The sequence below is a fragment of the Colwellia sp. MB02u-9 genome (assembly GCF_014077085.1).
In the GTDB taxonomy this organism is placed as follows: domain Bacteria; phylum Pseudomonadota; class Gammaproteobacteria; order Enterobacterales; family Alteromonadaceae; genus Cognaticolwellia.
Genome location: NZ_JACGVF010000097.1, coordinates 205,599 through 229,592, shown reverse-complemented (window position 1 = coordinate 229,592; position 23,994 = coordinate 205,599). Strand labels below are relative to the sequence as shown.

At 39.8% G+C, this 23,994-nt stretch carries 17 protein-coding genes; 12 read left to right on the top strand and 5 right to left on the bottom strand.

Annotated features, from left to right (window positions below; all coding sequences use genetic code 11):
• The first annotated feature begins 291 nt into the window (after nt 1-291).
• From H4J65_RS14055 to fadA, 4 genes are all read left to right on the top strand, one after another.
• Nucleotides 292-2,517 (top strand): EAL domain-containing protein, encoded by a 2,226-nt coding sequence (locus tag H4J65_RS14055; protein ID WP_182184621.1) that lies wholly within the window; start codon nt 292-294, stop codon nt 2,515-2,517.
• 392 nt (nt 2,518-2,909) lie between these two features.
• Entirely contained in the window at nt 2,910-3,194 is a 285-nt protein-coding gene (locus H4J65_RS14050) for a MazG nucleotide pyrophosphohydrolase domain-containing protein (RefSeq protein WP_182184620.1), read from the top strand.
• A gap of 207 nt (nt 3,195-3,401) precedes the next feature.
• Nucleotides 3,402-5,579, top strand: a complete 2,178-nt coding sequence (fadB, locus tag H4J65_RS14045) for a fatty acid oxidation complex subunit alpha FadB (protein ID WP_182138367.1) — start codon at nt 3,402-3,404, stop codon at nt 5,577-5,579.
• A gap of 15 nt (nt 5,580-5,594) precedes the next feature.
• A complete protein-coding gene (fadA, locus tag H4J65_RS14040; RefSeq protein WP_182138134.1) occupies nt 5,595-6,758 on the top strand; it encodes an acetyl-CoA C-acyltransferase FadA in 1,164 nt (387 codons plus the stop codon).
• 129 nt (nt 6,759-6,887) lie between these two features.
• On the opposite strand, the gene H4J65_RS14035 is transcribed toward fadA, so the two are convergent.
• Nucleotides 6,888-8,345: a PLP-dependent aminotransferase family protein gene (locus H4J65_RS14035; RefSeq protein ID WP_182198583.1), complete on the bottom strand. Its 1,458-nt coding sequence runs from the start codon at nt 8,343-8,345 to the stop codon at nt 6,888-6,890.
• A gap of 100 nt (nt 8,346-8,445) precedes the next feature.
• Between H4J65_RS14035 and H4J65_RS14030 the strand changes: the two genes are divergently transcribed.
• Nucleotides 8,446-9,030, top strand: a complete 585-nt coding sequence (locus tag H4J65_RS14030; RefSeq protein ID WP_182198582.1) for a GNAT family N-acetyltransferase — start codon at nt 8,446-8,448, stop codon at nt 9,028-9,030.
• 45 nt (nt 9,031-9,075) lie between these two features.
• Nucleotides 9,076-9,708: an FMN-binding negative transcriptional regulator gene (locus H4J65_RS14025; RefSeq protein WP_182198601.1), complete on the top strand. Its 633-nt coding sequence runs from the start codon at nt 9,076-9,078 to the stop codon at nt 9,706-9,708.
• Between the two features lie 123 nt (nt 9,709-9,831).
• Here the strand turns inward: H4J65_RS14025 and H4J65_RS14020 are convergent, their stop codons facing one another.
• Nucleotides 9,832-10,374 carry a GNAT family N-acetyltransferase gene (locus tag H4J65_RS14020; RefSeq protein WP_182198581.1) on the bottom strand — a complete coding sequence of 181 codons (543 nt, stop codon included), beginning with the start codon at nt 10,372-10,374 and terminating at the stop codon, nt 9,832-9,834.
• A gap of 160 nt (nt 10,375-10,534) precedes the next feature.
• Here H4J65_RS14020 and H4J65_RS14015 point away from each other — a divergent pair, with 160 nt between their 5' ends.
• Complete coding sequence (locus H4J65_RS14015; protein WP_182198580.1) at nt 10,535-12,721, top strand: prolyl oligopeptidase family serine peptidase; 2,187 nt, start codon at nt 10,535-10,537, stop codon at nt 12,719-12,721.
• 173 nt (nt 12,722-12,894) lie between these two features.
• On the opposite strand, the gene H4J65_RS14010 is transcribed toward H4J65_RS14015, so the two are convergent.
• Complete coding sequence (locus H4J65_RS14010; RefSeq protein ID WP_182138137.1) at nt 12,895-13,821, bottom strand: manganese-dependent inorganic pyrophosphatase; 927 nt, start codon at nt 13,819-13,821, stop codon at nt 12,895-12,897.
• Between the two features lie 376 nt (nt 13,822-14,197).
• On the bottom strand, nt 14,198-15,166 hold the full coding sequence (locus tag H4J65_RS14005) for a class 1 fructose-bisphosphatase (RefSeq protein WP_182198579.1): 969 nt from the start codon (nt 15,164-15,166) through the stop codon (nt 14,198-14,200).
• A gap of 420 nt (nt 15,167-15,586) precedes the next feature.
• Between H4J65_RS14005 and H4J65_RS14000 the strand changes: the two genes are divergently transcribed.
• Together H4J65_RS14000 and speB are read left to right on the top strand one after the other, a co-directional pair.
• Nucleotides 15,587-18,022: a zinc-dependent metalloprotease gene (locus H4J65_RS14000; RefSeq protein WP_182198578.1), complete on the top strand. Its 2,436-nt coding sequence runs from the start codon at nt 15,587-15,589 to the stop codon at nt 18,020-18,022.
• Between the two features lie 149 nt (nt 18,023-18,171).
• Nucleotides 18,172-18,987: an agmatinase gene (gene speB / locus H4J65_RS13995; RefSeq protein WP_182198577.1), complete on the top strand. Its 816-nt coding sequence runs from the start codon at nt 18,172-18,174 to the stop codon at nt 18,985-18,987.
• A 327-nt stretch (nt 18,988-19,314) separates the two neighbouring features.
• On the opposite strand, the gene H4J65_RS13990 is transcribed toward speB, so the two are convergent.
• Nucleotides 19,315-20,277 carry a DMT family transporter gene (locus H4J65_RS13990; RefSeq protein ID WP_182198576.1) on the bottom strand — a complete coding sequence of 321 codons (963 nt, stop codon included), beginning with the start codon at nt 20,275-20,277 and terminating at the stop codon, nt 19,315-19,317.
• Between the two features lie 386 nt (nt 20,278-20,663).
• On the opposite strand from H4J65_RS13990, the gene H4J65_RS13985 reads away from it, so the two are divergent.
• Genes H4J65_RS13985 through elbB form a run of 3 tightly spaced genes read left to right on the top strand, consistent with a single transcriptional unit; the run spans nt 20,664 to nt 23,977 of the window.
• Nucleotides 20,664-22,109, top strand: coding sequence for a PLP-dependent aminotransferase family protein (locus H4J65_RS13985; protein ID WP_182138142.1), 1,446 nt, complete (start codon nt 20,664-20,666; stop codon nt 22,107-22,109).
• Between the two features lie 21 nt (nt 22,110-22,130).
• Nucleotides 22,131-23,324, top strand: a complete 1,194-nt coding sequence (locus H4J65_RS13980; protein WP_182198575.1) for a multidrug effflux MFS transporter — start codon at nt 22,131-22,133, stop codon at nt 23,322-23,324.
• Complete coding sequence (gene elbB / locus H4J65_RS13975) at nt 23,321-23,977, top strand: isoprenoid biosynthesis glyoxalase ElbB (protein ID WP_182198574.1); 657 nt, start codon at nt 23,321-23,323, stop codon at nt 23,975-23,977. The genes H4J65_RS13980 and elbB overlap by 4 nt, the downstream gene beginning before the upstream one ends.
• Nucleotides 23,978-23,994: the final 17 nt, after the last annotated feature.

Genomic DNA, 23,994 nt, shown 5'->3' with positions numbered 1-23,994 from the left:
TATAGCGTAAATATAAATTTTACTCATGTCCTTATATTATTAACCTTTTTTTAACAAAGTGTAAAATATTACCTTAAATTTATTCGCCTTTAAGTTTACGTGAGTATGTTTTTTGTACAGGTAAATGATTTATGACTAACCGTACTTGAAAATGATATTATGATAAAAACAAAATGTTGAATAATTTCATTCCGACTTTTATTATGTACCTATTACATGAAGACAATTTTTAACGAAATTAATATTCAAAAAACTCTACTAGCATTTTTTTGCTAGTGCTTTGAGGATGATATGCAAGTTTTTGACAATACTAACGATGATTTTTTGTTTATCGACGATAGTGATGAAGATGAAATATTTGATTCAGCTATAAGAGATACTTGGAAAGTCTTAATTGTTGATGATGACCCTGAAATTCATTCAGTAACCAAGTTGGCCTTATCCGACTTGGTTGTTTTAGGTCGACATTTAGAATACCTGCATGCCTATTCAGGTCACGATGCTTGCAAACTTATTGCAGAGCATGAAGATATCGTTTTAGTTTTGCTTGATGTGGTAATGGAAAGTGACGACGCGGGTCTTGTTGTCGTTAAGCACATACGCGAAGTATTAAAACGTGATGACATTCGTATTGTGTTACGTACCGGCCAGCCGGGCTATGCACCAGAAGAAAGTGTTATTAAAGATTACGATATTAATGACTACAAAACAAAAACTGAATTAACTCGTCGTAAATTAGTGACAACCGTTTATGCCGCTGTTCGCTCATATCAGCAAATTGACTCTGTAACTCAGTATAGAAAGGGTTTAGAAAAAATTATTGGCGCTGCTGCCAACTTGCTAGAACTGCGCACTATTCATGATTATGCTAGTGGCGTGTTAGCTGAGCTTATAACGCTAGTGGATACTAGTAGTGCTATTTTTTGCGCTCGCGGACAAGGGATTGTAGAGGGGGCTGATGATTTAAGTTTGTATGTTATTGGCCAAACCGGTTTAGTTGAAGCGAAAGTAAATCAAAAATTAACGGCCTTGGAAAATCAAGATACCGCTAGTCAAATTAATAGTTGTTTTCAACACAAACAGCACTTTTTTGCTGTCGACGCTACCTCATTCTATTTCGCCAGTGGTGGCTTTAGAGCCGTAATTCATTTAGAGCTTACTCAAGCCTTAACGAGTATTGAAATACAGCATATCGAAGTTTTTCTCACCAATATCGCCACCGGTTATGAAAATGTTCATCTATTTCAAAAACTGCGTAATGCGGCTTACAAAGACTGGTTAACTGAACTGCCCAATAGATTAGACTTTGTCAATTTATTGGATGACTTCTGTCAAAGTGATGATGACAAGTTAGTCACTGCACTGGTTGATCTTAATCATTTTAGTGATATCAATGATGGCTTAGGTCAAGATATTGGTAACCAGCTTTTAATGGCAGTATCTAGACGTATTCAAGCATTAAGTGCACATAATCATGTGGCAAGAATTGGTGCTGATGTCTTTGGTATTATTGGTGCAAAAAAATGGGTTAATCCTGAAATATTAACCGCGCTGTTTAGTGAGCCCTTTACTGTTGGTGAACAAAATCTACTGATTAGCGCCTGTTTTGGTTTTTGTTCTAAAGGCTCAGCAGGATCGCGTGGTGTCAAAGTACTGAATCAAATTAATATTGCCCTTAATTTGGCCAAAAAATCTATGCATGAACCTTATGTTTATTATCATCAAGAAATGGAAGATAAAACACTTTGGCGTTTAAGTATGATTAGGCAATTACGCACTGATTTTTCCGAACACCGTTTAGAGCTTTGGTATCAACCACAGCTAAGTTTAATCACAGGCGAAATTATGGGTGCTGAAGCCTTGCTGCGTTGGAAAACAGCCGAAGGTAAGTTTATTTCACCCGCTATATTTATTCCATTGGCAGAGTATTCTGGTTTGATTATTGAGATTGGCAACTGGGTTGTCGATCAAGCATGTCAGCTGTTAAATAGACTGGCAGCGAGCAAATTTACCGAGGTCAGTATTTCGGTTAATGTCTCGATTCCTCAGTTTAAACGCGATAACTTTGTCGATACGGTTATTGATATAGCGAAGTCGCATAAAGTTGATCCCAGTAAATTGGAACTAGAAATCACCGAAAATGTTTTAATGGATGAACCTCAGGTGATTATTGATGCGCTAGTGAGATTAAAAGCGCAGGGCATTAGTATTGCACTTGATGATTTTGGCACTGGTTTTTCATCATTAAGCTATTTACAAAAACTACCTTTGGACCGACTAAAAGTTGATCGCTCTTTTGTCAGTGCCATTGCCGAGCCGGGTGGTGCGATTATAGCCGCCACCATTATCAATTTAGGCAAGCAAATGAACTTAAAAGTCATTGCTGAGGGCATTGAAAACAGCGAACAAGAATCAGAATTAAGAACTTTGGGCTGTGATGAAGTGCAAGGTTTTTATTATGCTAAGCCAATGCCAGCTGACGAGTTCTTCACGTGTTTAGAGCGAATAAATCGATAGCGTATATTATTGGCAATACTGGATTTACAGCACTTGTTCTACAAGTGCTTTTTTTTGTGTAAATCTTTACATTTAGCCTTGGTGTTTAAAGCACAAACAAAGTTAATCATAAAGCCCAACAAGCCAAGCCTACACCGATATAATCCCCCCTAAAAAGTACTCACTATTCAAATAATTCCAAGTAGCACTGCAATAACCACTACGGTAATATGATTAAGGGAAAAGCAGGTCTTAGCACTTGCTGAAATGTATTCTTTTTAAGCGCTGTAAGTTAGTTGCTTGTAAAATATAGGATAAATGCAGTGAAGTTATCAGTGTTAGCTTAAGCTTTTTCACTCCAAGCGAGTAATCAAGCGCAATAACGATAGATAAAAATTACAGCTGAGGTATGTATGGATATTAATAAAATAGCAGAGCAAAATTACGATTGGGTTGAACGTATGGGTTGGCATAATAAGACCACGTTGGAAGCATTAGCTTTAGTGGCCTCAGAGGTCGGTGAAGCGATAAATGAATGTCGTGGTGAAAAGCCGACTGACAATTTTAAAGAAGAGTTAGCCGATATTGTGCTGAGAGTTTTAGACATTGCGCATTGGCAAGGTATAAATATAGAGCAAGAGTTGTTAGCTAAAATGAAAAAAAATGAGCAAAGAGGCACCCGAGGTCGCATTAAATAAAGCGCTAAATAAAATTAATACACTTAATTAAAACGCTTGTTTAAAAATGTTTGCTTTCCCTTTCCTTTCAAGGCAAACTCAGTATCACTTTATTTCTTTTACTAGTTCATCATAAATAATTAGTAAGCTAAATATTTATACGCTCGGTAGTAGTCTATAATTACATATTACCAGTCAATCGACCCACAAAAAGTCAGGAGAGTAGGCATGTTATTCCAAGGCAAAAGCCTTTCTGCCCAGTTGTTAGACGACGGCATTGTTGAATTTAAATTCGATGCACAAGGCTCAGTTAACAAGTTTGATCAGGCAACGTTTAAAGAATATATCGCAGTTGTTGATGCGATTAATAATTGCAGTGAAGCAAAAGGGGTATTGATTACCTCAGGTAAGTCTTCTTTTATTGTTGGTGCTGATATCACCGAGTTTTTAGAAGTATTTAAAAAACCGGAAGATGAGTTACTACCTTGGGTAAAAAATGCCTCTGATATTTTTGATTCATTTGAAGATATTAATCTGCCTACTATTGCTGCTATTAACGGCTTTGCTTTAGGTGGCGGTTGTGAAATGACCTTGGCTTGTGATTATCGTATTGCAGATACCTCATGTTCAATCGGTTTACCAGAAGTAAGCTTAGGTTTAATACCTGGCTTTGGTGGTACCGTGCGTTTACCACGCGTTATTGGCGCTGATAATGCCATTGAATGGATGTCGACAGGCCGAGCTTTTAAAGCTGAGCAAGCGATGGCGGTAGGTTTGCTTGACGCTGTAGTTGCACCAGAACATTTGCGCGAAGCGGCACTGAAAATGCTAAATCAAGCGATTGCGGGTAAATTAGATTGGCGCGCTAAACGTCAACCTAAACTAGAAGCATTAAAGCTTTCTCCAGTAGAAACTATTATGACCTTCAATACCTGTAAAGGTATGATCGCGGCTAAAGCCGGTAAACATTATCCTGCACCTATGGTGATGGTTAAAACGATCGAAGCCGCAGCAGGTTTAGACCGTGCAGGCGCAATGGCATTAGAAAACGCAGGGTTTGCAAAATTAGCGAAAACTGATGCTGCTACTGCACAAATTGGCCTATTTATGGCTGATCAAGTGGTTAAAGGTAAAGCGAAAAAAGCCGGTAAACAAGCGACGAAGGCAGTCAATAAAGCGGCTGTTTTGGGTGCAGGTATTATGGGCGGTGGTATTGCATACCAGTCTGCTTATAAAGGCACGCCAATTATCATGAAAGATATTAATGACCAAGCACTTGATTTAGGTCTAACAACGGCTGCGGGTATTTTAACTAAGCAAGTTGAACGTGGCCGCATGAACGTTAAGAAAATGGCTGGCGTACTCAATAGCATCACACCGTCATTAAGTTATGACAGCCTTAAAGGTGTTGATATTGTTGTTGAAGCTGTAGTTGAAAACCCGAAAGTAAAAGCTATGGTGTTGGCTGAAGTTGAAAACCATGTTGATGAAGACACTATTGTGACTTCAAATACCTCAACTATTTCAATTGATTTACTAGCCGAAGGCCTTAAACGCAAAGATAAGTTTTGTGGCATGCATTTCTTCAACCCGGTAAATAAAATGCCATTAGTTGAAGTTATTCGTGGCAAAGCTACCTCTGATGAAACCGTTGCTGCTGTTGTTGCTTACGCAGCTAAAATGGGTAAATCACCTATCGTGGTAAACGACTGTCCTGGTTTTTACATTAACCGTGTTTTATTCCCATACTTTGCTGGCTTTAGCCAATTAGTGCTTGAAGGTGCTGATTTCGTTGCCGTTGATAAAGTCATGGAAAAACAATTTGGCTGGCCAATGGGCCCGGCATACCTTCTTGATGTGGTTGGTATTGATACCGCTGATCATTGTACGGGTGTTATGTCATCGGGTTTCCCAACTCGTATGTCAAAAATTGATAATGACCCAGTAAGTGCTTTATATAATAAAGACCGTCTTGGCCAGAAAAATGGCAAAGGCTTCTACGATTACGGTAAAGACAAGCGCGGTCGTCCAACCAAAGTGGCAGCACAAGTGGCTTATGACTTGTTTTCAGGCGTAGAGAAAAAAGACTTTACCCAGGAAGAAACCATTGCTCGCTTGATGATCCCTATGGTGAATGAAGTGGTGCGCTGTTTAGAAGAAGGTGTGGTTGATACTGCAGCTGAAGCTGATATGGGCTTAATTTACGGTTTAGGTTTTCCACCATTTAGAGGCGGTCCAATTCGTTATTTAGAAACGTTAGGCTTAGATAACTTTATTGCAATGGCAGATAAATATGCCCATTTAGGCGAAATTTACCAAGTTACTGATGGTATGCGTGAAATGGCAAGATCTGGTCAATCATATTTTACAACCGATGTTAAAACTAACAGCGTTAAAACAGCTTAGGCGAAGGAGAAAATCATGAAAGAAGTCGTTATTGTCGATTGCATCCGTACCCCAATGGGGCGCTCAAGAGCGGGTGTTTTTCGTAATGTTCGTGCTGAAACATTATCAGCACACTTAATGCAACAATTGTTAATTAGAAATCCAAATCTAGATCCTGCATTAATTGAAGATATTATTTGGGGTAACGTTAAGCAAACTAAAGAGCAAGGTTTCAATATTGCTCGTAATGCTCAATTGTTAACGGACATTCCAAAGTCTACCGGTGCTGTTACCGTGAACCGCTTATGTGGTTCATCAATGCAAGCGCTACATGATGCAACCACTAACATTATGGCCGGTCAAGGTGATGTGTTTTTAGTGGGCGGTGTTGAGCACATGGGTCACGTACCTATGATGTACGATGTTGATTTTGATCCCGCATTGAGCAAGCATATTTCTCGTGCGGCTGGCAACATGGGCTTAACGGCTGAATTGCTAGGTATGCAACACGGCATTACGCGTGCTGAGCAAGATGCCTTTGGCGCTCGCTCTCACCAGCTTGCTCATAAAGCCATGCTTGAAGGTCGTTGGGCTAATGAAATTGTACCCACTTTAGGTCATGACGCTATGGGCGCGTTAACGCTTATCGAACATGATGAAGTTATTCGTCCTGAAACGACCATTGAAAGCTTATCAGCATTGCGTCCGGTATTTGATCCCGTTAATGGCACAGTAACCGCGGGTACTTCTTCTGCACTTTCTGACGGCGCTTCTGCGATGTTAGTGATGTCAGCAGAAAGAGCCAAAGCTATGGGCTTAACACCTCGTGTTAAAATCCGTGGTATGGCTATCGCAGGTTGTGATCCATCTACAATGGGCTTTGGTCCAGTGCCAGCCACTAAGAAAGCATTGCAACGTGCGGGCTTAACATTAGCTGATATTGAACTAGCTGAGTTTAACGAAGCCTTTGCTGCACAAGCATTGTCATGTGTACGTTCATTAGGTTTAGAAGACAAAATGGATGACATGATTAACCTTAACGGTGGCGCAATCGCTTTAGGTCACCCACTAGGTTGTTCAGGTACGCGTATTTCAGGGACCTTAATTAACTTGATGGAAGCACAAGATGCTAACATTGGTTTAGCGACTATGTGTATTGGTTTAGGCCAAGGTATCGCAACGGTATTTGAAAGAGTGTAGTTTTCACTTATCACTTTTGAGAAAAATTTAGCTAACTTTTACTAGTTGAATTATTTAAAGCCCAACCTTTGTTGGGCTTTTTTGTTTTAATATACTTAGTTCAACTTGAAGGTACTATTATTTAAAAGCTTATCCCTTACGATTAAGTAAAGGCTTTAGTAGTAACAAGCCTTGCTTAATTTTATCTTCGCTTTGACCCGCAAAACCTAGTCTAATAAACTTATTTTCATCACTCTCCTGCGCCAAATGGAAAGCATTTTCAGCTAATAAGAATATGTTGTTATCTCGGGCTGCTGTTGCTATTTCTTTCGCATTGCCTCCAACATTCACCCATAAGGTCATTCCGCCGGGGGGTACGGTAAAATCGAGCTTTATGCCTTCAGCTATAAAGCTGTTCAGTGTTTCTACCATACATTGTCGTCTTTTTTGATAAATGCGTGTCGCTTTTCTTAAGTGACGTTCGAATGCGCCATCTTTCATCCATCGAGCAACAGCATCTTGTAATACCACATTGGCTTTATGATTAATCATCGTTCGATAGCTGATAATGTCAGGCACAAGGGTTTTGTCTACCGCAATAATCCCTAAGCGAATTCCTGGAAACATAATTTTAGAAAAACTTGATAGATATATAACCAGCCCCGCTGGATCATTAGCCGCCATAGGCGCAAGAGGTTGACTGTCATAATGAAATTCATGGTCGTAGTCGTCTTCAATAATAGGCACATTATATTGCCGTGCTAGGTGATAAATTTTTATTCGCTGCGCTGCGGGTAGTGTGGTGGTGGTTGGATACTGGTGTAATGGCGTTAAATAAAGCAAGCGGAGTTTATGCTGTTTAAATAGTTGCTCAAGGTGCTCAACATCAATGCCGTCTTTTGTTTGTTTGACGCCGATAAGCTCGGCACCGGCATTTTCTAATGCATTCCAAGCAGGGCGATAACCTAAACTTTCTACAGCAACCTTATCTCCTGTTTTTAACAAAATTTGAGAAATAATATACAGCGCTTCTTGGCTGCCATTAACGACAATTATATCTTTATCTGCAATTGCTCTTACTCGACGTAAATAAGTACTTACTTCAGTAATGAACGCAGGAAAACCATTGTTATTGCCGTAGTTTAATTCATTAATTAGTGGGCGACTCATGGCCTCATTTACGTAACTTCTAAATTCATTGAAAGGGAAGAGTGCAATATCAGGATTCCCACCGGCAAAGTTAAATAGGTAATCACTTGCTTGGCGCTGCAAGCTGTTGTTGCTCGTTTTTACCAAACGCCATTGATGTTTACTATTGGCCTCATTGAGCTTGTCATTATCCTTTTGTGAATGATAAATGGGCAATGTTTGCGCGACGGAATAACCTTGTCTTTCTTTGCTTTCAACCCAACCCTGTGCTTCTAATTCATGATAAGCCGACATAATCGTATGGCGGTTAACAGCTAACTGTGTAGCTAAAGTGCGTGCTGAAGGTAAACTTTCACCAGTAGAAGCATTACCATTTTTAATCGCCTCTCGGATGGCATTAGCAATTTTTAAGTACAGCTTATCTGCACCGTCTTCTAAGGTTAGGTTTAGTATCTTCATTGGCATAGAATGTTGGTATAGGTAATTTATTTAAACTGGTTGTTTTGTTTATACCATAAAGAGAGAGAATACCCATCATCACTTTCCAATAGAGCCAGTTATGTTTAATCCCCAAATCACTATTTTGAGTACCAATAAAGTCACGTTACGACCATTAACACTGGAATATTTAGATGACTTTTATCATGCGGGCGCTTTTCCGGAAGTTTGGCGTTGGTCGTTACCTGACAAATGCAGCTCAAAAGCAACAACCAAAGACTGGCTGAACTATTCACAAGCAATGGCTGATAAAGGTGAACATGTACCTTTTGCCATTTTTGATAATGAAAGCGGTGAGTTGGTAGGGAGTACACGTTATTGTTCCATCAAGCGAGAGGATAGAAATTTAGAAATTGGTTTTACTTTTATCACCCCTAAATACCAGCGTAGTTATATTAATACCCACGCTAAATATTGCTTATTAAAACATGCTTTTGAAGAGGTTGGCGCGATCAGGGTTGAGTTTAAAACCCATGAGAAAAATGACAAGTCACGTAATGCGATAGCAAGACTAGGTGCAAAATTTGAAGGCATACTTCGCCATCAACGTATTTTGTCTGATGGCACTTTTCGTAACACCGCTATTTTTTCAATCATTGATAACGAATGGCCTACCGTAAGATTAAAGCTTGAGGCAAGTATGTAAAAACTCAGGTCTTCTAAAAAATAGACAAACAGCAAGGGCGATATGATGTACATACCAAAAAAATTCCAACAAAGTGACACAACGGCATTAAAAGCAATGATAGTTGAATATCCTTTTGCAACGCTTATCAACTGCTCTGAGTTAGGCGTAGAAGCGAATCATATACCACTGATGTTGCAGCAAGTAGAGGGTAAAGATGTACTACAAGGACACATCGCTAAAGCGAACCCATTATGGAAAAATATGGCTGAAAAAACCGAAGTATTAATCGTATTTAATGGACCAAATTGTTATATCTCTCCAAATTATTACCCCACTAAAATGGCAACTGGCAAAGCAGTACCGACATGGAATTATGTTGCAGTGCATGTAAAGGGGCTTATATCATTTGTTCATGACAAGACATGGAATCTCAATTTACTCGACAGCTTAACCACTCACCATGAGGCTCAACAGCCAGAGCCTTGGTCTATTGAAGATGCACCAAAAGAATATATCGAAAAAATGCTCCCAGCTATTGTTGGCATTGAAATTGACATTACATCGATAATAGGGAAGTGGAAGGTAAGTCAAAATCAAGCCGATATAAACAAGCAGGGAATTTATAATGCATTGTCAGGCGATGTTAAAAGTAATGCGTTAAAAATAGCTAAATTGGTTAAAAATCATATGGAATAAACTACTTAAGCGTAGTGCAAAATGATGAGTGTTTGATGTTTGAAAACAGAGATATCGACTGAGAGAAAATGGCTAATTATTAAGCCTACTTATGTGAATAAGTAGGCTTAGCTACTTGTGCATTTAAGTGCTTTCCATACGATATAGCACCACATCCAAATCACCTAATTGTGCATCATAATGAATATAAGACTTGATATATTCCATACCCAGCTTTTTCATTACCGCAATTGAGCCAAAATTATCTTTTACAGCAATGGCACTAAAGCTTTTATTTTCTGGTTGCTTAGCTAGTAGCTGTTGAAGATGAATCGCCGCTTCACTAGCATAACCTTTACCCCAAGTTGACTGTAAAAAACGCCAGCCTAATTCAATGTCATGCCAAATGGGCTGGTCGGAGAAAAAATCCATTGGGCGGACTAAAATCCAGCCAATCTCGGCTTGAGTTGCTATCACGGTAACTTTCCATAAGCCCCAACCTTTTTCTACATTTTTATAGGCGTTATGGCGGGGGATAAATACCTCGCTAATATCTTTGCGAGTTGATATATGACCGCCATTGATATAACGCATAACTTCTGGATTTTGATCGAGTTGGAATAAGAACTCGCTGTCTGTTTTATCAATGAGCTGATAGCTAAGTCGAGCTGAATTATCAATGTTCATGTTTATACCATTTTTATAATTTTCAATAGGTTAATCATCATAATAACTGATTAAATTTTTATTATTCTTACTGTTAACTAAGGCGATACGCTAGACATCAATTATTGACTGCCTTATGATTGCTATCAACATAATAACAATATGGTTTATTTAGTAAATTATGAATGCTAGAAAAGTAATCTTAAGTTCTGCTGTGCTAATCGCCTTTTGCGGTCTAACAGCCTGCAGTAAAGACGCACCGATAGCGGCTGACACAGCCCCTGAAATTGAAAAAGTAGTGAGTATTGGCGATGAAAGTAAAATGTTAACTTATCCAATAACAAAAAAAGTAGCCGTTGTTGATGATTATTTTGGTACTAAAGTTACCGATGCTTATCGATGGTTAGAAGACGACATGAGCGATGAAACCGCGGATTGGGTAAAGGCACAAAATAAAACCACCTACGATTATTTAGCGAAAATCCCTTATCGCGAGAAAATTAAATCTCGTCTTGCGGCTTTGTTAGATTATGAAAAAGTTGGCATGCCGTTTCTTGAAGGTGACTATAGTTATTTTTATAAAAATGATGGCTTACAAAACCAAGCTGTTTTATATCGTCAAAAAGGCGATGCATCGGCTGAAGTATTTCTTGACCCTAATACGTTTAGTGAAGATGGTACCGTTTCGTTAGCCAATATTGAATTTAGTGAAGACGGTTCATTAGCGGTTTACTTAATTTCTGAAGGCGGTAGTGATTGGCGTAAAGCGCGTATTATAGCAACTGAAACTAATGCTGTACTTGAAGCCGAACTAGTTGATATAAAGTTTAGTGGCTTATCTTGGGTGGCTAATGAAGGCTTTTATTACTCAAGCTACGACAAACCTAAAGGCAGTGAGCTTTCAGCCAAAACGGATCAACATAAATTGTATTACCATAAGTTAGGTACTGCACAGTCGCAAGATAGCTTAGTTTTTGGTGGCAGCGAAGCACAAAAACACCGTTATGTTAGTGGTGAAGTCACTAAAGACGGTCACTATTTAGTGGTATCAGCAGCGGTATCTACCTCGGGCAATAAGCTCTTTATTAAAGATTTAACCAGTACAGATTCGCCACTGGTTAGCGTGGTTGATAATACTGAGTCAGACACCTATATGGTCAGTAGTGAGGGTGACAACTTGTTATTTGTCACCAATATGGCAGCACCTAATAACCGAGTGGTTAAAGTTAATGCACTGCAACCCAGTGCTGAGAATTGGCTTGATATTATTCCTGAAACTGAGCATGTTTTATCAGTGTCTACTGGCGGACATTACTTGTTTGCTAACTATATGAAACATGCGGCGTCTTTTATTGAGCAGTATGATTTAACCGGTAAGAAAATTCGCGATATCGCCTTACCTGAAGTGGGCACGGCTGGTGGCTTTAGTGGTAAATCGTCGCAAAGTCAGCTTTACTATTCATTTAGTAACCAGAAAACCCCATCAACCATTTTTAGCTTAGACCTTGCAACGGGTGAGTCTGTTGTACATATGAAGTCGAAAGTAAAATTCAATAGTGATAACTTTGAATCAAAGCAGGTTTTTTATAGCTCTAAAGACGGTACTAAAGTGCCAATGATCATTACCCATAAAAAAGGCTTAGTGCTTGATGGCAGTAACCCGACGATTTTATATGGTTACGGTGGTTTCAATATTAGTCTACAACCAGAATTTAGCTCAACTCGCGCTGCTTGGTTAGAGCTCGGCGGTGTATATGCCGTGGCTAATTTACGTGGTGGTGGCGAATACGGTAAAAAATGGCATGATGCGGGTACGCAGTTGAAAAAACAGAATGTATTTGATGACTTTATTGCGGCGGCAGAATACCTGATTAAAACGCAAGTGACTTCTTCAGATAAACTTGCGGTTATGGGTGGCTCAAACGGTGGTTTGTTAGTGGGTGCTGTGATGACACAACGTCCAGAGTTATTTAAAGTAGCATTACCTGCGGTAGGGGTACTTGATATGTTGCGCTACCATACCTTTACTTCAGGTGCTGGTTGGGCTTACGACTATGGTAAATCAAACGACAATGCACAAATGTTTAATTACCTGTTAGCTTACTCGCCATTACACAATGTTAAAGCCGGCACACATTACCCTGCGACATTAATAACAACCGGTGATCATGATGATCGCGTCGTGCCGGCGCATTCATTTAAGTTTGCTGCCGAGTTACAAGCAAAACAAGCGGGCGCTAACCCAACCTTAATTCGTATTGAAACGGATGCGGGCCATGGTGCGGGTACGCCAATTAGCAAAACCATTGAGCAATATGCCGATATTTATGGTTTCACATTATTTAATATGGGTGTGACGGATATTTAAGCGCTTGGCTATAATTCGTTGGTAATGAGCGATTGTAAAGTCAATCGCTAACAAAAAGCCCAGCAATTGCTGGGCTTTTAAATATCGTTTTAATATAGTTTCAATATCGTTTTAAGTTATAGTTTTACAGGTATAACTTTACGCTTATAACTTTACATTTATAGTGCGGCTAACTACTTAGCAAAAGTATCTTGCAGTGGTGGCACAACTTGCTTTTTACGGCTCATCACACCCGGTAACCAAGTCTTGCCGTCAACCAAAGTAATATCATAAGCTTTTTCAATAAGGCTGATATCATCACTTACCACTAACAACTCAGAGCCTTCTTGCATGATGTCAGTTAATAACAACATCACAGTATGACGATTACCTTCTTCTTTAACGGCTTGTAAATCAGCATATAAATCAGCTTTCATCTCGTCAAATAAAGCTAAGTCGATCACTTCTAATTGGCCAATACCCACAATATTATTCTTCATGTTGAAGTCTTTAAAATCACGTAACACAAGTTCACGAACGGGCGTACCGGCGACTGATGACTTTACGGTGAACATTTCCATGCCCAGGCCTTTGTAATCTTCAATACCGGCAATTTCAGCCAAGGCTTCAACGCATTTTATATCAGCGGTTGTACAGGTTGGCGATTTAAATATCACTGTGTCTGACAAAATTGCACACATCATGGCGCCAGCAATATTTTTAGGAATTTCAATACCATGAAAATCGTACATCATTTTAATAATAGTATTGGTACAACCTACAGGGCGAACCCAAATCTCTAAAGGGGTAGAGGTGGTAATATCACCCAGCTTGTGATGGTCGATAATACCTAAAACTGTGCAGTCATCAATATCATCAGGGCCTTGAATTCGGTCTGAGTGATCAACAACATAAATGCCGTCAGTATCAGCAAAACTCAATTTAAGCTCAGGCTGTTCTAAGCCAAATTTATCTAAAATGAATAGTGTTTCTGGCGAAAGTTCACCCAAGCGTGCAGGCTGTACATCTTCACCAATATGGGTTTTTAAATATGAAAGGGCAATGGCTGAACAAATTGAATCTGAATCAGGAACTTTGTGTCCTACGGCATAAGCTGGCATATATTGTGCTCTCCAAGCGCCGTTAAGCTAATAATGGCGCTACTGTATAAGTATTTTCTATAATATGTCGTATATTCTAGCAAAAATTCTAAGCATTAGCCTAGTCACTATTTATACTCTTTCATACGACTTTAGTCATTGAACTTGGTCATTCGTCGCCAGCAGTTGAATTTTTATGGCGGCGCTTTAAGTGCTCTTGCCAAGGTTATTACTTTACTAACAACACAAAACTCCTGCCTTGTTCACCTGTTCTGTCGAGGTCTATAACAGTGTTTAATAACCATAAATCACCCCGGTTAGCACAAATAAAAACACCTGAAATATTCAGGTGTTTTTATGCTTATATATACATTGTTATATCGAGTAACTTTGAAGCTTATTTGTAATAAGCTAAACAGGCTTCAACTTCATTTTTAGAACCCATGATCACTTCAACACGTTGATGAATATCTGTTGGCTCAATATCCATGATACGCCCTTGGCTAGTCATGGCTAAACCACCGGCTTGTTCAATTAAAAAGCTCATTGGGTTAGCTTCATACATTAAACGTAACTTGTAGGGTTTTTCTGGATTTCTATTATCAGCTGGATAGGTAAATATACCACCACGGGTGAGAACACGATGAATATCACCTACCATAGCGGCAATCCAACGCATATTGAAGTTTTTACCACGTGGGCCAGTATCACCGGCAAGTAAATCACTAATGTAGTTTTGCATAGGTGGTTGCCAGAAACGTTGGTTTGACATATTAATAGCAAACTCTTGCGTATCTTCTGGCACTTGTAAATTGCGCTCAACTAATAAATAACCGCCATGCGTGCGGTCTAAAACATAAAAGTGCGTACCGCTGCCTGTGGTCATCACTAAGGTTGTTGATGGACCATAAAGTACATAGCCCGCGCAAACTTGGTGATTACCTGATTGTTTAAACATATCAGGATTGCTAGCGGCCATATCTGTTGGCGCTTGGTGAATGGAGAAAATAGTACCAATTAACGAGTTAATATCGATATTTGAGCTGCCATCTAAGGGGTCAAATGAAACGATATATTTGCCATCTTCGACACCCGCCACTGACGTGTCTTCTTCTTCAGAAGACACGGCTTTGACAAAGCCTGATTCTAACAAAATATCTTTAAATAACTCGTTGGCAACAATATCGAGTTTCTTTTGCACTTCACCTTGAATATTTTCATCTAAGGTCGAGCCCATTGAGTCACTTAAGTGCCCTTGGCTAACTCGAAATGAAATTTCTTTGGTGGCAGCTAAAATAGTTTCTATTAATGAAATTAAATCTAACGGTACATTGTCTTCACGTAAAGCGGGAGCTAGTCGTTGCATAGGGTTACCTAATTACTTTAGAGTCATACTCTTATGACAGAGCATATCGTATTTTATTTTCGATGTTATGATGTAGTATACCCATTACAATAAATAATCGAACATTAAAGTGTCCTAAATATCTAATATCTACGTTACTTTTAATCACATACGCTAGCTATGGTTCAATCAAGCCTAGGCTATATCGATGTAGGTACTGATGTTCAATCTGCAACAATAAAATGTATTCTTGAATATTTATGATTACTTATTTATTACTTATTATTGCTCACTGACTTAATTTAATGGGTATTATCAAAAAATCAAAAGTTAATTTTGAACTGATTATAACAAAAATAAGCGTATTTTCAGTACTTCTAATCATTTTAATTTTAACTAAGCAGGTAATTTATTTAGCTTTACAGACTACAAGGAGATGCAATGAGGTTTTTTATTAGGCTAATGGTGTTATTTTTTTACTGTGGCTTGTCAGTACAAGTGCAGGCAAAAACAGAAAAAAGTTATACTGAATTTATTAAAGACAAGCAGAGCCATCAAGGTTACTTTTCTTTTTATCTTGATGATAAAACAGGCAAAGTGTTTTTAGAAGTAGATAACTTTGAGCAAGAATTTTTATTTCAAAGTGGCTTGCCACAGGGGGTGGGTTCAAATGATATTGGTTTAGACCGTGGCCAATTGGGCGATACTCGGTTAGTGCGTTTTGAAAGAGTGGGTGATAAAGTGTTTCTGCGCCAACTCAACACTGATTATCGTGCTAATAGCGATAACCTCCTTGAACAGCAAGCGATAGATGAAGCCTTTGCTAGCTCGATTATCTGGGGCTTTAAGGTGAGTCATAGCTCAGCAGATAACCGTAAAACCTTAATTGATTACACGCCATTTTTACTCTCAGATATTCATAACTTGTCGGCACAATTAAAGCGTACTCAACAAGGCAGTTTTAAGATTGATGCCACGCGCAGTGGGGTTTATAAAAAGCGTACAAAAGCTTTTCCAAACAATACCGAATTAGAGGCTACTGTGACTTATAAAGGCACAGACGCTGGAGTGCACTTGCGCTCAGTAACGCCTGATGCCTCAGCGGTTACGGTTAACTTGCACCACTCGCTCATTAAGTTGCCAGATAATAGTTATCAAACACGAAAGTTTCATCCCTTTAGTGGCTTTTGGCAGCACGCCTATGCAGATTATGCCAGCGCCATTGATGAGCCATTGATTAAACGCAATATTCCTCGCCATCGTTTAGTTAAGAAAAACCCAGCCGCTAAAATAAGTGCAGCGGTAGAGCCGATTATTTATTACTTAGATGCCGGAGTCCCTGAGCCGATTAAAAGTGCCTTGCTAGATGGCGCGCGTTGGTGGGATCAAGCCTTTTCTGCTATTGGTTATAAAAATGCCTTTCAAGTTAAGCTGCTGCCAAGTGACGCTGACCCCATGGATGTTCGTTACAACGTTATTCAATGGGTACATCGCGCTACACGCGGTTGGTCTTATGGCTCATCAGTGATCGACCCGCGTACCGGTGAAATTATTAAAGGCCATGTCACCTTAGGCTCTTTACGTGTTCGCCAAGACTATTTAATTGCCTTAGGCTTAACGTCACCGTTTAAAAATGCCAATACTGACACTAGCGCTATGAAAGCCATGGCTTTAGCGCGCATTCGTCAATTAGCGGCACATGAGGTTGGCCACACCTTAGGCATAGCGCATAATTTTGCCGCCAGTGTCAATAATCGAGCGTCAGTGATGGATTATCCCCATCCGTTAATTACCATTGAAAATGGTCAGATAAGCTTAGCTAATGCTTATGCCAAAGATATCGGCGAATGGGATAAATACGTGATTGCTTATGGTTATGCTGAGGTAGAAAAAGCGCAAGAAGCCCAGTTTTTGACTGAATTAGTAGCAGCAACCCAGCAAAAGGGGCTGAAGTATGTTTCTGACCCCGATGCAAGATCGCAATCAAGCGCTCATGCTACAGGGCATTTGTGGGATAATGGTCAAGATGCGGCTACAGAGTTAAACCGTGTTTTAGCGGTTAGAGCGCTAGCATTAGAAAACTTTGGTTTGAACAGCATACCGGTTGGTACGCCGATGTCTGAACTCGAAAAAATATTAGTGCCCATTTACAACTTTCATCGCTTTCAGGTACAAGCCGCGGCAAAATTAATTGCCGGTGTTGATTACGGCTATCAACTGCGCAGTGAACAATTTAGTAATCAGCAAACCAGGGTTGCAGGAAAATCTCAACAAGCAGCACTCGATGCCTTATTAGCAACGCTAACAGTAGAAACCTTAACACTGCCCGCTAAAATCACCGCCTTAATACCCCCTAAAGCCTATGGTTATAGTCGCGATAGAGAAAGTTTTAATAGCCAAACAGGGGTAACTTTTGACCCCATCAGTGCCGCAGAGGCAAGTGCAAAACACACACTGTCGCTATTACTCAATGCCGAGCGACTAGCAAGACTACAGCAACAAGCCATGCTTGATAACGATATTCCGTCAGTGGCATTTTTACTCAATAAACTGGTCGAAGGCACAGTAAAATCAGCGCCAAAAACCTCAACAGCCATGTTAGTGCAACAAAGAGTAAATCAGCAATTAATTGAGCATTTAATTGTGCTTTGGCATAGCCAAAATATTGTGCCAGAAGTCAGAGCTGAAGTGTATGTAACATTAACGGATTTAGCCCTATGGTTAACCGATAGGCGCAGCACACGAAAATACCCAGGCTTTCGAGCGCACTTTCAGTTATTAGCTCAGCAAATTAATTACAGCTTAGCGCATGATAAGTCATCGACACCGGCATCTAAAATAACACTACCACCAGGTTCACCGATTGGTAGCTATTAAATACCCTTAGCTTAACGGCCAAACTGCATTGGTAATTAGCAAGAGTATAGATAAAACATGTTCAGTAGATAACTGAACATGTTTTATCATAAAAGGCTGTACACAAAAGCTTATAAAAAGCTTATAAAAAGTTCATAAAAGGCAATAAAATGGTAGAAAATCCAGTAGGTAAAGTCGCATTATTAGGTGTACCATTTGATGGTAACTCTTCCTTCGAGCGCGGTGCTGCCTTAGCGCCAAATAAAATTCGCGACGTGTTAAATCATGGTTCATTAAATGGTGCTACAGAATTAGGCGTGAACTTGCGCGAGTCAAAGCAATGGCTTGATGCTGGTGATGTCGACATAAGCTCGTCAGATAACTTTATCGATAAAATTGAACAACGTTGTGACCAGTTACTCGCACAAAACACCCGTTTATTAACCTTAGGGGGCGATCACAGTATTAGTTATCCGATTCTAAAAAGTTACCGGAAATTTTTTGATAAAATCACCATATTACACATTGATGCCCATTCTGACTTATATGATTCTTTTAAAGGTAATCGCTACTCAAACGCTTGTCCTTTTGCCCGCGTGATGGAAGACGGTTTATGTGAGCGCTTAGTGCAGGTAGGTATACGGACATTAAATTTGCATCAAAATGAACAAATAGAAAAGTTTAAGGTTGAGTCATTAGAAATGCGCCATTGGCCTTTGGCCCAGCCGTTAGTATTTCAGCACCCAGTTTACCTATCACTTGATATTGATGGCATTGACCCCGCCTTTGCACCGGGCGTTTCACACCGAGAGCCGGGTGGCTTAACAAGTCGTGAAGTGATCAACCTTATCCATCAAATTAATACACCCTTGGTGGGCGCTGATATTGTCGAGTTTAATCCCAATAAAGATATCGATAATATGACCGCTCAGTTGGCGGCAAAGCTAGTGAAAGAGGTTGCGGGTAAAATGCTAATGGGTCTTTAATTTGACCTGTTATACCAATCTCACTAATTATCTGATCATTTTTACTGGTTAAAATAACCAACTACTGCGTTATTTATTTAATAATTAGCACAACTAGTTATTAAAATAAATGCCTTATATTTGGCCATTTTTCCTGCGTATAAAGTAGACCCCTAATTAATGAAATTGGTATTAATTTACACTAGCAAGGAAAAACAAGCACAGTAGCAGGGTAAGAAAAAACGGCGCTAAACCGGAAGGTGATTAGCGCCGCGGTGCAATCGCACTTAGGGTAAAGTGAACTGCGCACAAAAAAGTTGACCGTTTGGAAAGTATTAAACCTGATTATCAGCTCTGTGTCTTCAGTTTTGTTTGATTGATTTCTGCTTTTTCTGCGCTATTTGTCTGTTTTTCTGTACAACCAGCAGTTGTTAGCTGCTTTTTAGAGCGAATGAGTACCACAAGATTACCGGCCAAAATAAATAATAAGCCCACGAAGGTATAGGTGGTCCATGCAAATCCTTCAACTACAGTTGAAATGATCACCGCCACCGCTGGAAACATCACTGAAGCATAAGAAGCCTTATGTGCACCAATGCGGTTAAGTAATGTTAGGTAGCTAGCAAAAGCAATAACAGAGCCAAAAATGCTTAAATAAAGTAATGAACTGATATAAGAAAATGTATAGTCAAAGCTGAAATTTTTCCCCTGAGCCATAGCGATTATCGCCATGAAAATGGCACCGTAGGTCATGCCCCATGTCATTGCCGGTATTAGTGGCAGCTTTAGTTTTTGATTTCTCATTGACAGCATATTGCCAGTAGACGCGACTAAAGTACCCAGAATGCAAAATCCTAAGCCTAATAGCGTTTCAGCGCCTAATTGTGTGTCACTTACTTGTGGCCAAAACAGTGTCACTATGCCGAGTAATCCTAAGCTCCCCCCTAAGTAAACTTGTTTAGTGATATGAGTGCCGTACCAAATGCGAGCATTGAAGACATTAAAAAACATGATCATTGAAAAGGCAATGCAGGTTAATGCTGAGTTGATGTGTTGCTGTGCGCTATAGAGTAAATAATAGTTAAAGCTAAATAAAGTGACGCCAAAAAGAAAAAATTGAAGATGGTGGCGCAAGGAAAACTTTAACGGCAAATTTTTAAGTTTACAGTAGGTAAATAAAATAATAGCAGCCAAACCAAAGCGATAGACGATAGACGCTTCTGGAGCAACATGACCTAATTGGTAATTAATCGCTATCCAAGTAGAGCCCCATATCAACACGGTAATTAAGTATAAAAATGTGTTGTTCATTACAATCCTTTAGTATGTTTGCAAGTAAAGCACTCGCGATCAAAATTTAAATTACTCAGCGCCATACGGTTAGTGATGACTGAGGCAGTGTGTAGTTATCGACATCATTTTGTTTTTTGTGTTTATTGTTTTGTAGCTAAGTACTAAAAGCGCTAAGGCATTATTCAATACTTTCTTATTCATACGGTTTTATCCAATACGGTCTTACCTGATATGCCATGTTGAACGCCTTAGTTACCACTCTTATGCATTCCAACTTTAAACCTCATCGCTAACATGAACCGAGCTTATGCTAAGCAAAGGGTCTGTTAGTGATGGATAGACATTTTACCGATTTTTTGTTTTAATAACATATACAAAAAAATGAAAATGCAACCTATACAGTTATGCGATTAGTTGACAAATCATCCCCCTACTTTTTATATCAACAAGTGATCGACTTTGTTGAATTTCAGCAACAAAGTGGCGCAATACGCCCAGGTGATAAATTACCCAGTTTACGTAAACTCAGTCGACAGTTTGAGATCAGCGTACCCACTGTCAAGCAGGCATACCTTGAACTTGAACGCCAAGGTAGTATTTCTGCTCGGCCACAGTCGGGCTACTATTTAAAAGCTAAACAAGCACGTACTTTATTACCTATGCGGGCAATATGGGCGAGTTGTGAGCCGGCAGAAATATCATGCCGGAGTTTAATTGAGCAAGTTTATGACGCTGTGCATATGCCTGACTCAGTGGCATTAGGTATTTCTAATCCTGTTAATGCGCATCCGCCAGATAAAACCCTAGCAAGATTGATGCGCTCAGTGCTGAGTCGAGTGTCTGAAAAAGCGGTGAGTTATGGGCCGATTAATGGTGATCCTAAACTACGTTTGAACTTAGCTTTTCGTTATCAAGAACAGGGTGTTTCGGTTAATCACGAAGACTTAATTATTACCAATGGCGCACAAGAAGCTTTGTCTATTGCCCTGCAATGTGTGGCTGAACGCGGTGATATTATCGCGGTTGAATCACCTTGCTACTTTGGGCTTATCGAACTTATTGAAAGTTTGGGTATGAAGGCTTTAGAGGTTTACACTTGCACTGAAGACGGTGTTTGTGTTGTCGAATTAGCCAAGGTTATTAAACAACATTCAGTTAAAGTCTGCTTGTTTTCAAGCGCCATTAGTAACCCGCTAGGGTCAATGATGACCGACAAGCAACGACAAGCTATGGTCAAGTTACTAGAAAAAAATGACATTGTCTTAATTGAGGACGAAGTCTACAGCGACTTGTATTTTACTGAGCACCGGCCGGTGTCAGCACAGTTATACTCAGAAAAAGGCTTAGTATTAACCTGTTCATCTTTTTCAAAAACAGCGGCTCCGGGTTATCGAGTCGGTTGGTTGTTACCCGGTAAGTTTGAAGAAAAAGCTAAGCGTATCAAAAGGGCTCAATCATGCTCTACGTCAATGTTGCAACAATGGACATTAAGTGATTACTTAATGAGTGGCGAGTATGACCGGCATCTGCAGGTACTGAGAAAAACCCTGCGTTATAACTGTGAGCGCATGCGGGCGCTAATTGCCGAGCATTTTCCTGAGCAAGTGTGTATTTCAAAACCCAAGGGTGGCAGCGTTTTATGGGTACGTTGTCGTTCACATGTTGATACCAGCCAGTTTTTTAAGCAAGCGATTGCACAAGGCGTAAATTTTGCACCCGGAGAGGTTTTTTCACCCTCTGGAAAGTATAAAAACTATATGCGTATTAGCTATGGCGTACAATGGAGCGAAAAAATTGACCAAGCCATTCAAGTGCTAGGTCAATTAGTGTATGACTACCCTGAATCTTAAAAACACAAGGAAATAAGCGCAGTGACAGCGTACCGCACAAAAATATCATTAAAATTAATATTACCCTTATTAGCCGCTATTATCGCGGTATCTCCTTTGGCCATTGATATGTATCTTCCTGGCATGCCTGAGCTTACTCAATATTTTTCAACAAAAATGCCCTTAGTGCAAAATAGCTTAAGTATTTATTTATTGGGTTATGCAGTTGGCTTGTTAGTGTTTGGTCCCATGGCGGATAAGCATGCTCGTCGCACATTAGTCATGATAGGTTTATTGGGTTTTTTATTAACCACAGTGGCATTAACCTTTGCACAAAATATTGAACAATTTATAGCCTTACGCTTCTTTCAAGCGTTTATGAGTACAGCAGCTACCGTAGTTGTGCCCGGTATTATTCGACAGCTTTATGGCAAAGACACCGCGAAAGGACTGTCTTATGTCAGTATGATCATGATGTTGGCGCCCATGATAGCCCCCAGTATTGGCAGCGTATTACTGCTGCACAGTTGGCAAATGATTTTTTATGTTTTGGCGGGTTATGCTTTTGTTGTTTTTGTGTGCAGTTTTTATTATTTACCCGATGTTAAAACGATTAAATCGACAATCACCTATAGTGCCGTGGAGCGTTATAAAATTGTTTTTAGTAACCGTGCCGCTCGTTTTGATTTATTGACCGTTATGATGGCATCACTGGCCTTCTTCAGTTATATCACCGCCATTTCATTTGTTTATTTGACCGTATTTAAAGTCTCTGAATTTGAGTTTAGTTTGTTATTTGCGTTGAATATTTTGGCTTTAATGACCGCACACTTTATCAACACACGACTGGTGGGTAAGTTTGGATCTAGAAAAATGTTACGTTTTGGTGTTGTCCTCGCCTTTGTGGCGGTAACAAGTTTATTGCTGGCCAGTATATTTTCTTTATCGCTATATTATTATGTTGTGGCTATTTTGCCGTTAATGGGGAGTTTATCGATGATTTCGGTGAATGCTGACGCCTTAATTTTACAAGAGTTTGCTGAACACGCTGGTACAGCAACAGCGGTAAATGGTACTTTGCGTTTTGGTATTGGCGCCCTAGCGGGTCCTATTTTAGCGATATTTTATAATGGCAGTACCTTACCCTTTGCCCTTTTAATGGCGGGGGCAGTTTATCTCGTGGTGATCTGTCAATTAATACAAAGTAAGCTCAATGTAGCTACGGAGGAAATGTGAAAAATATAGCGGTAATGTTATCAGGTTGTGGGGTCTACGACGGCTCTGAAATTCATGAGGCAGTGTTGACTCTGCTGGCGATTGAACAAGCGGGCGCTAAATATCGCTGCTTTGCACCAAATATTAATCAACATCATGTGATTAATCATTTAACCGGTGAAGTGATGGCGAAAGAGCAACGTAATGTACTGGTAGAGTCTGCGCGTATTGCTCGCGGTGACGTTGAAGACTTAACCGAATTTTATATCGATGAGTTTGATGCCTTGATCGTACCCGGTGGTTTTGGCGCGGCAAAAAATTTATCTGACTTTGCTATTAACGCTGAAGCCTTTAAAGTGAATGAACAAGTGATGGCCGTATGCCAAGCATTTGTAAAGGCCAATAAGCCAGCAGGTTATATGTGTATAGCGCCGGTGATGATCCCACTCATTTATGGTGAAAATGCTCAAGCAACCATAGGTCATGATGTTGGCATTGCAAAAGCCTTAATCGATGTGGGCTTAGCGCACCGAGATTGTGCGGTTGATGATATCGTTGTTGATACTAATCGTAAGCTGGTTTCTACACCGGCCTATATGTTGGCAACAACGTTAACTGAAGCGGCTAGTGGCATTAATAAACTGGTGGCACAAGTGATCAAAATGATGGATTAAATCCTATTGAAAAGCGA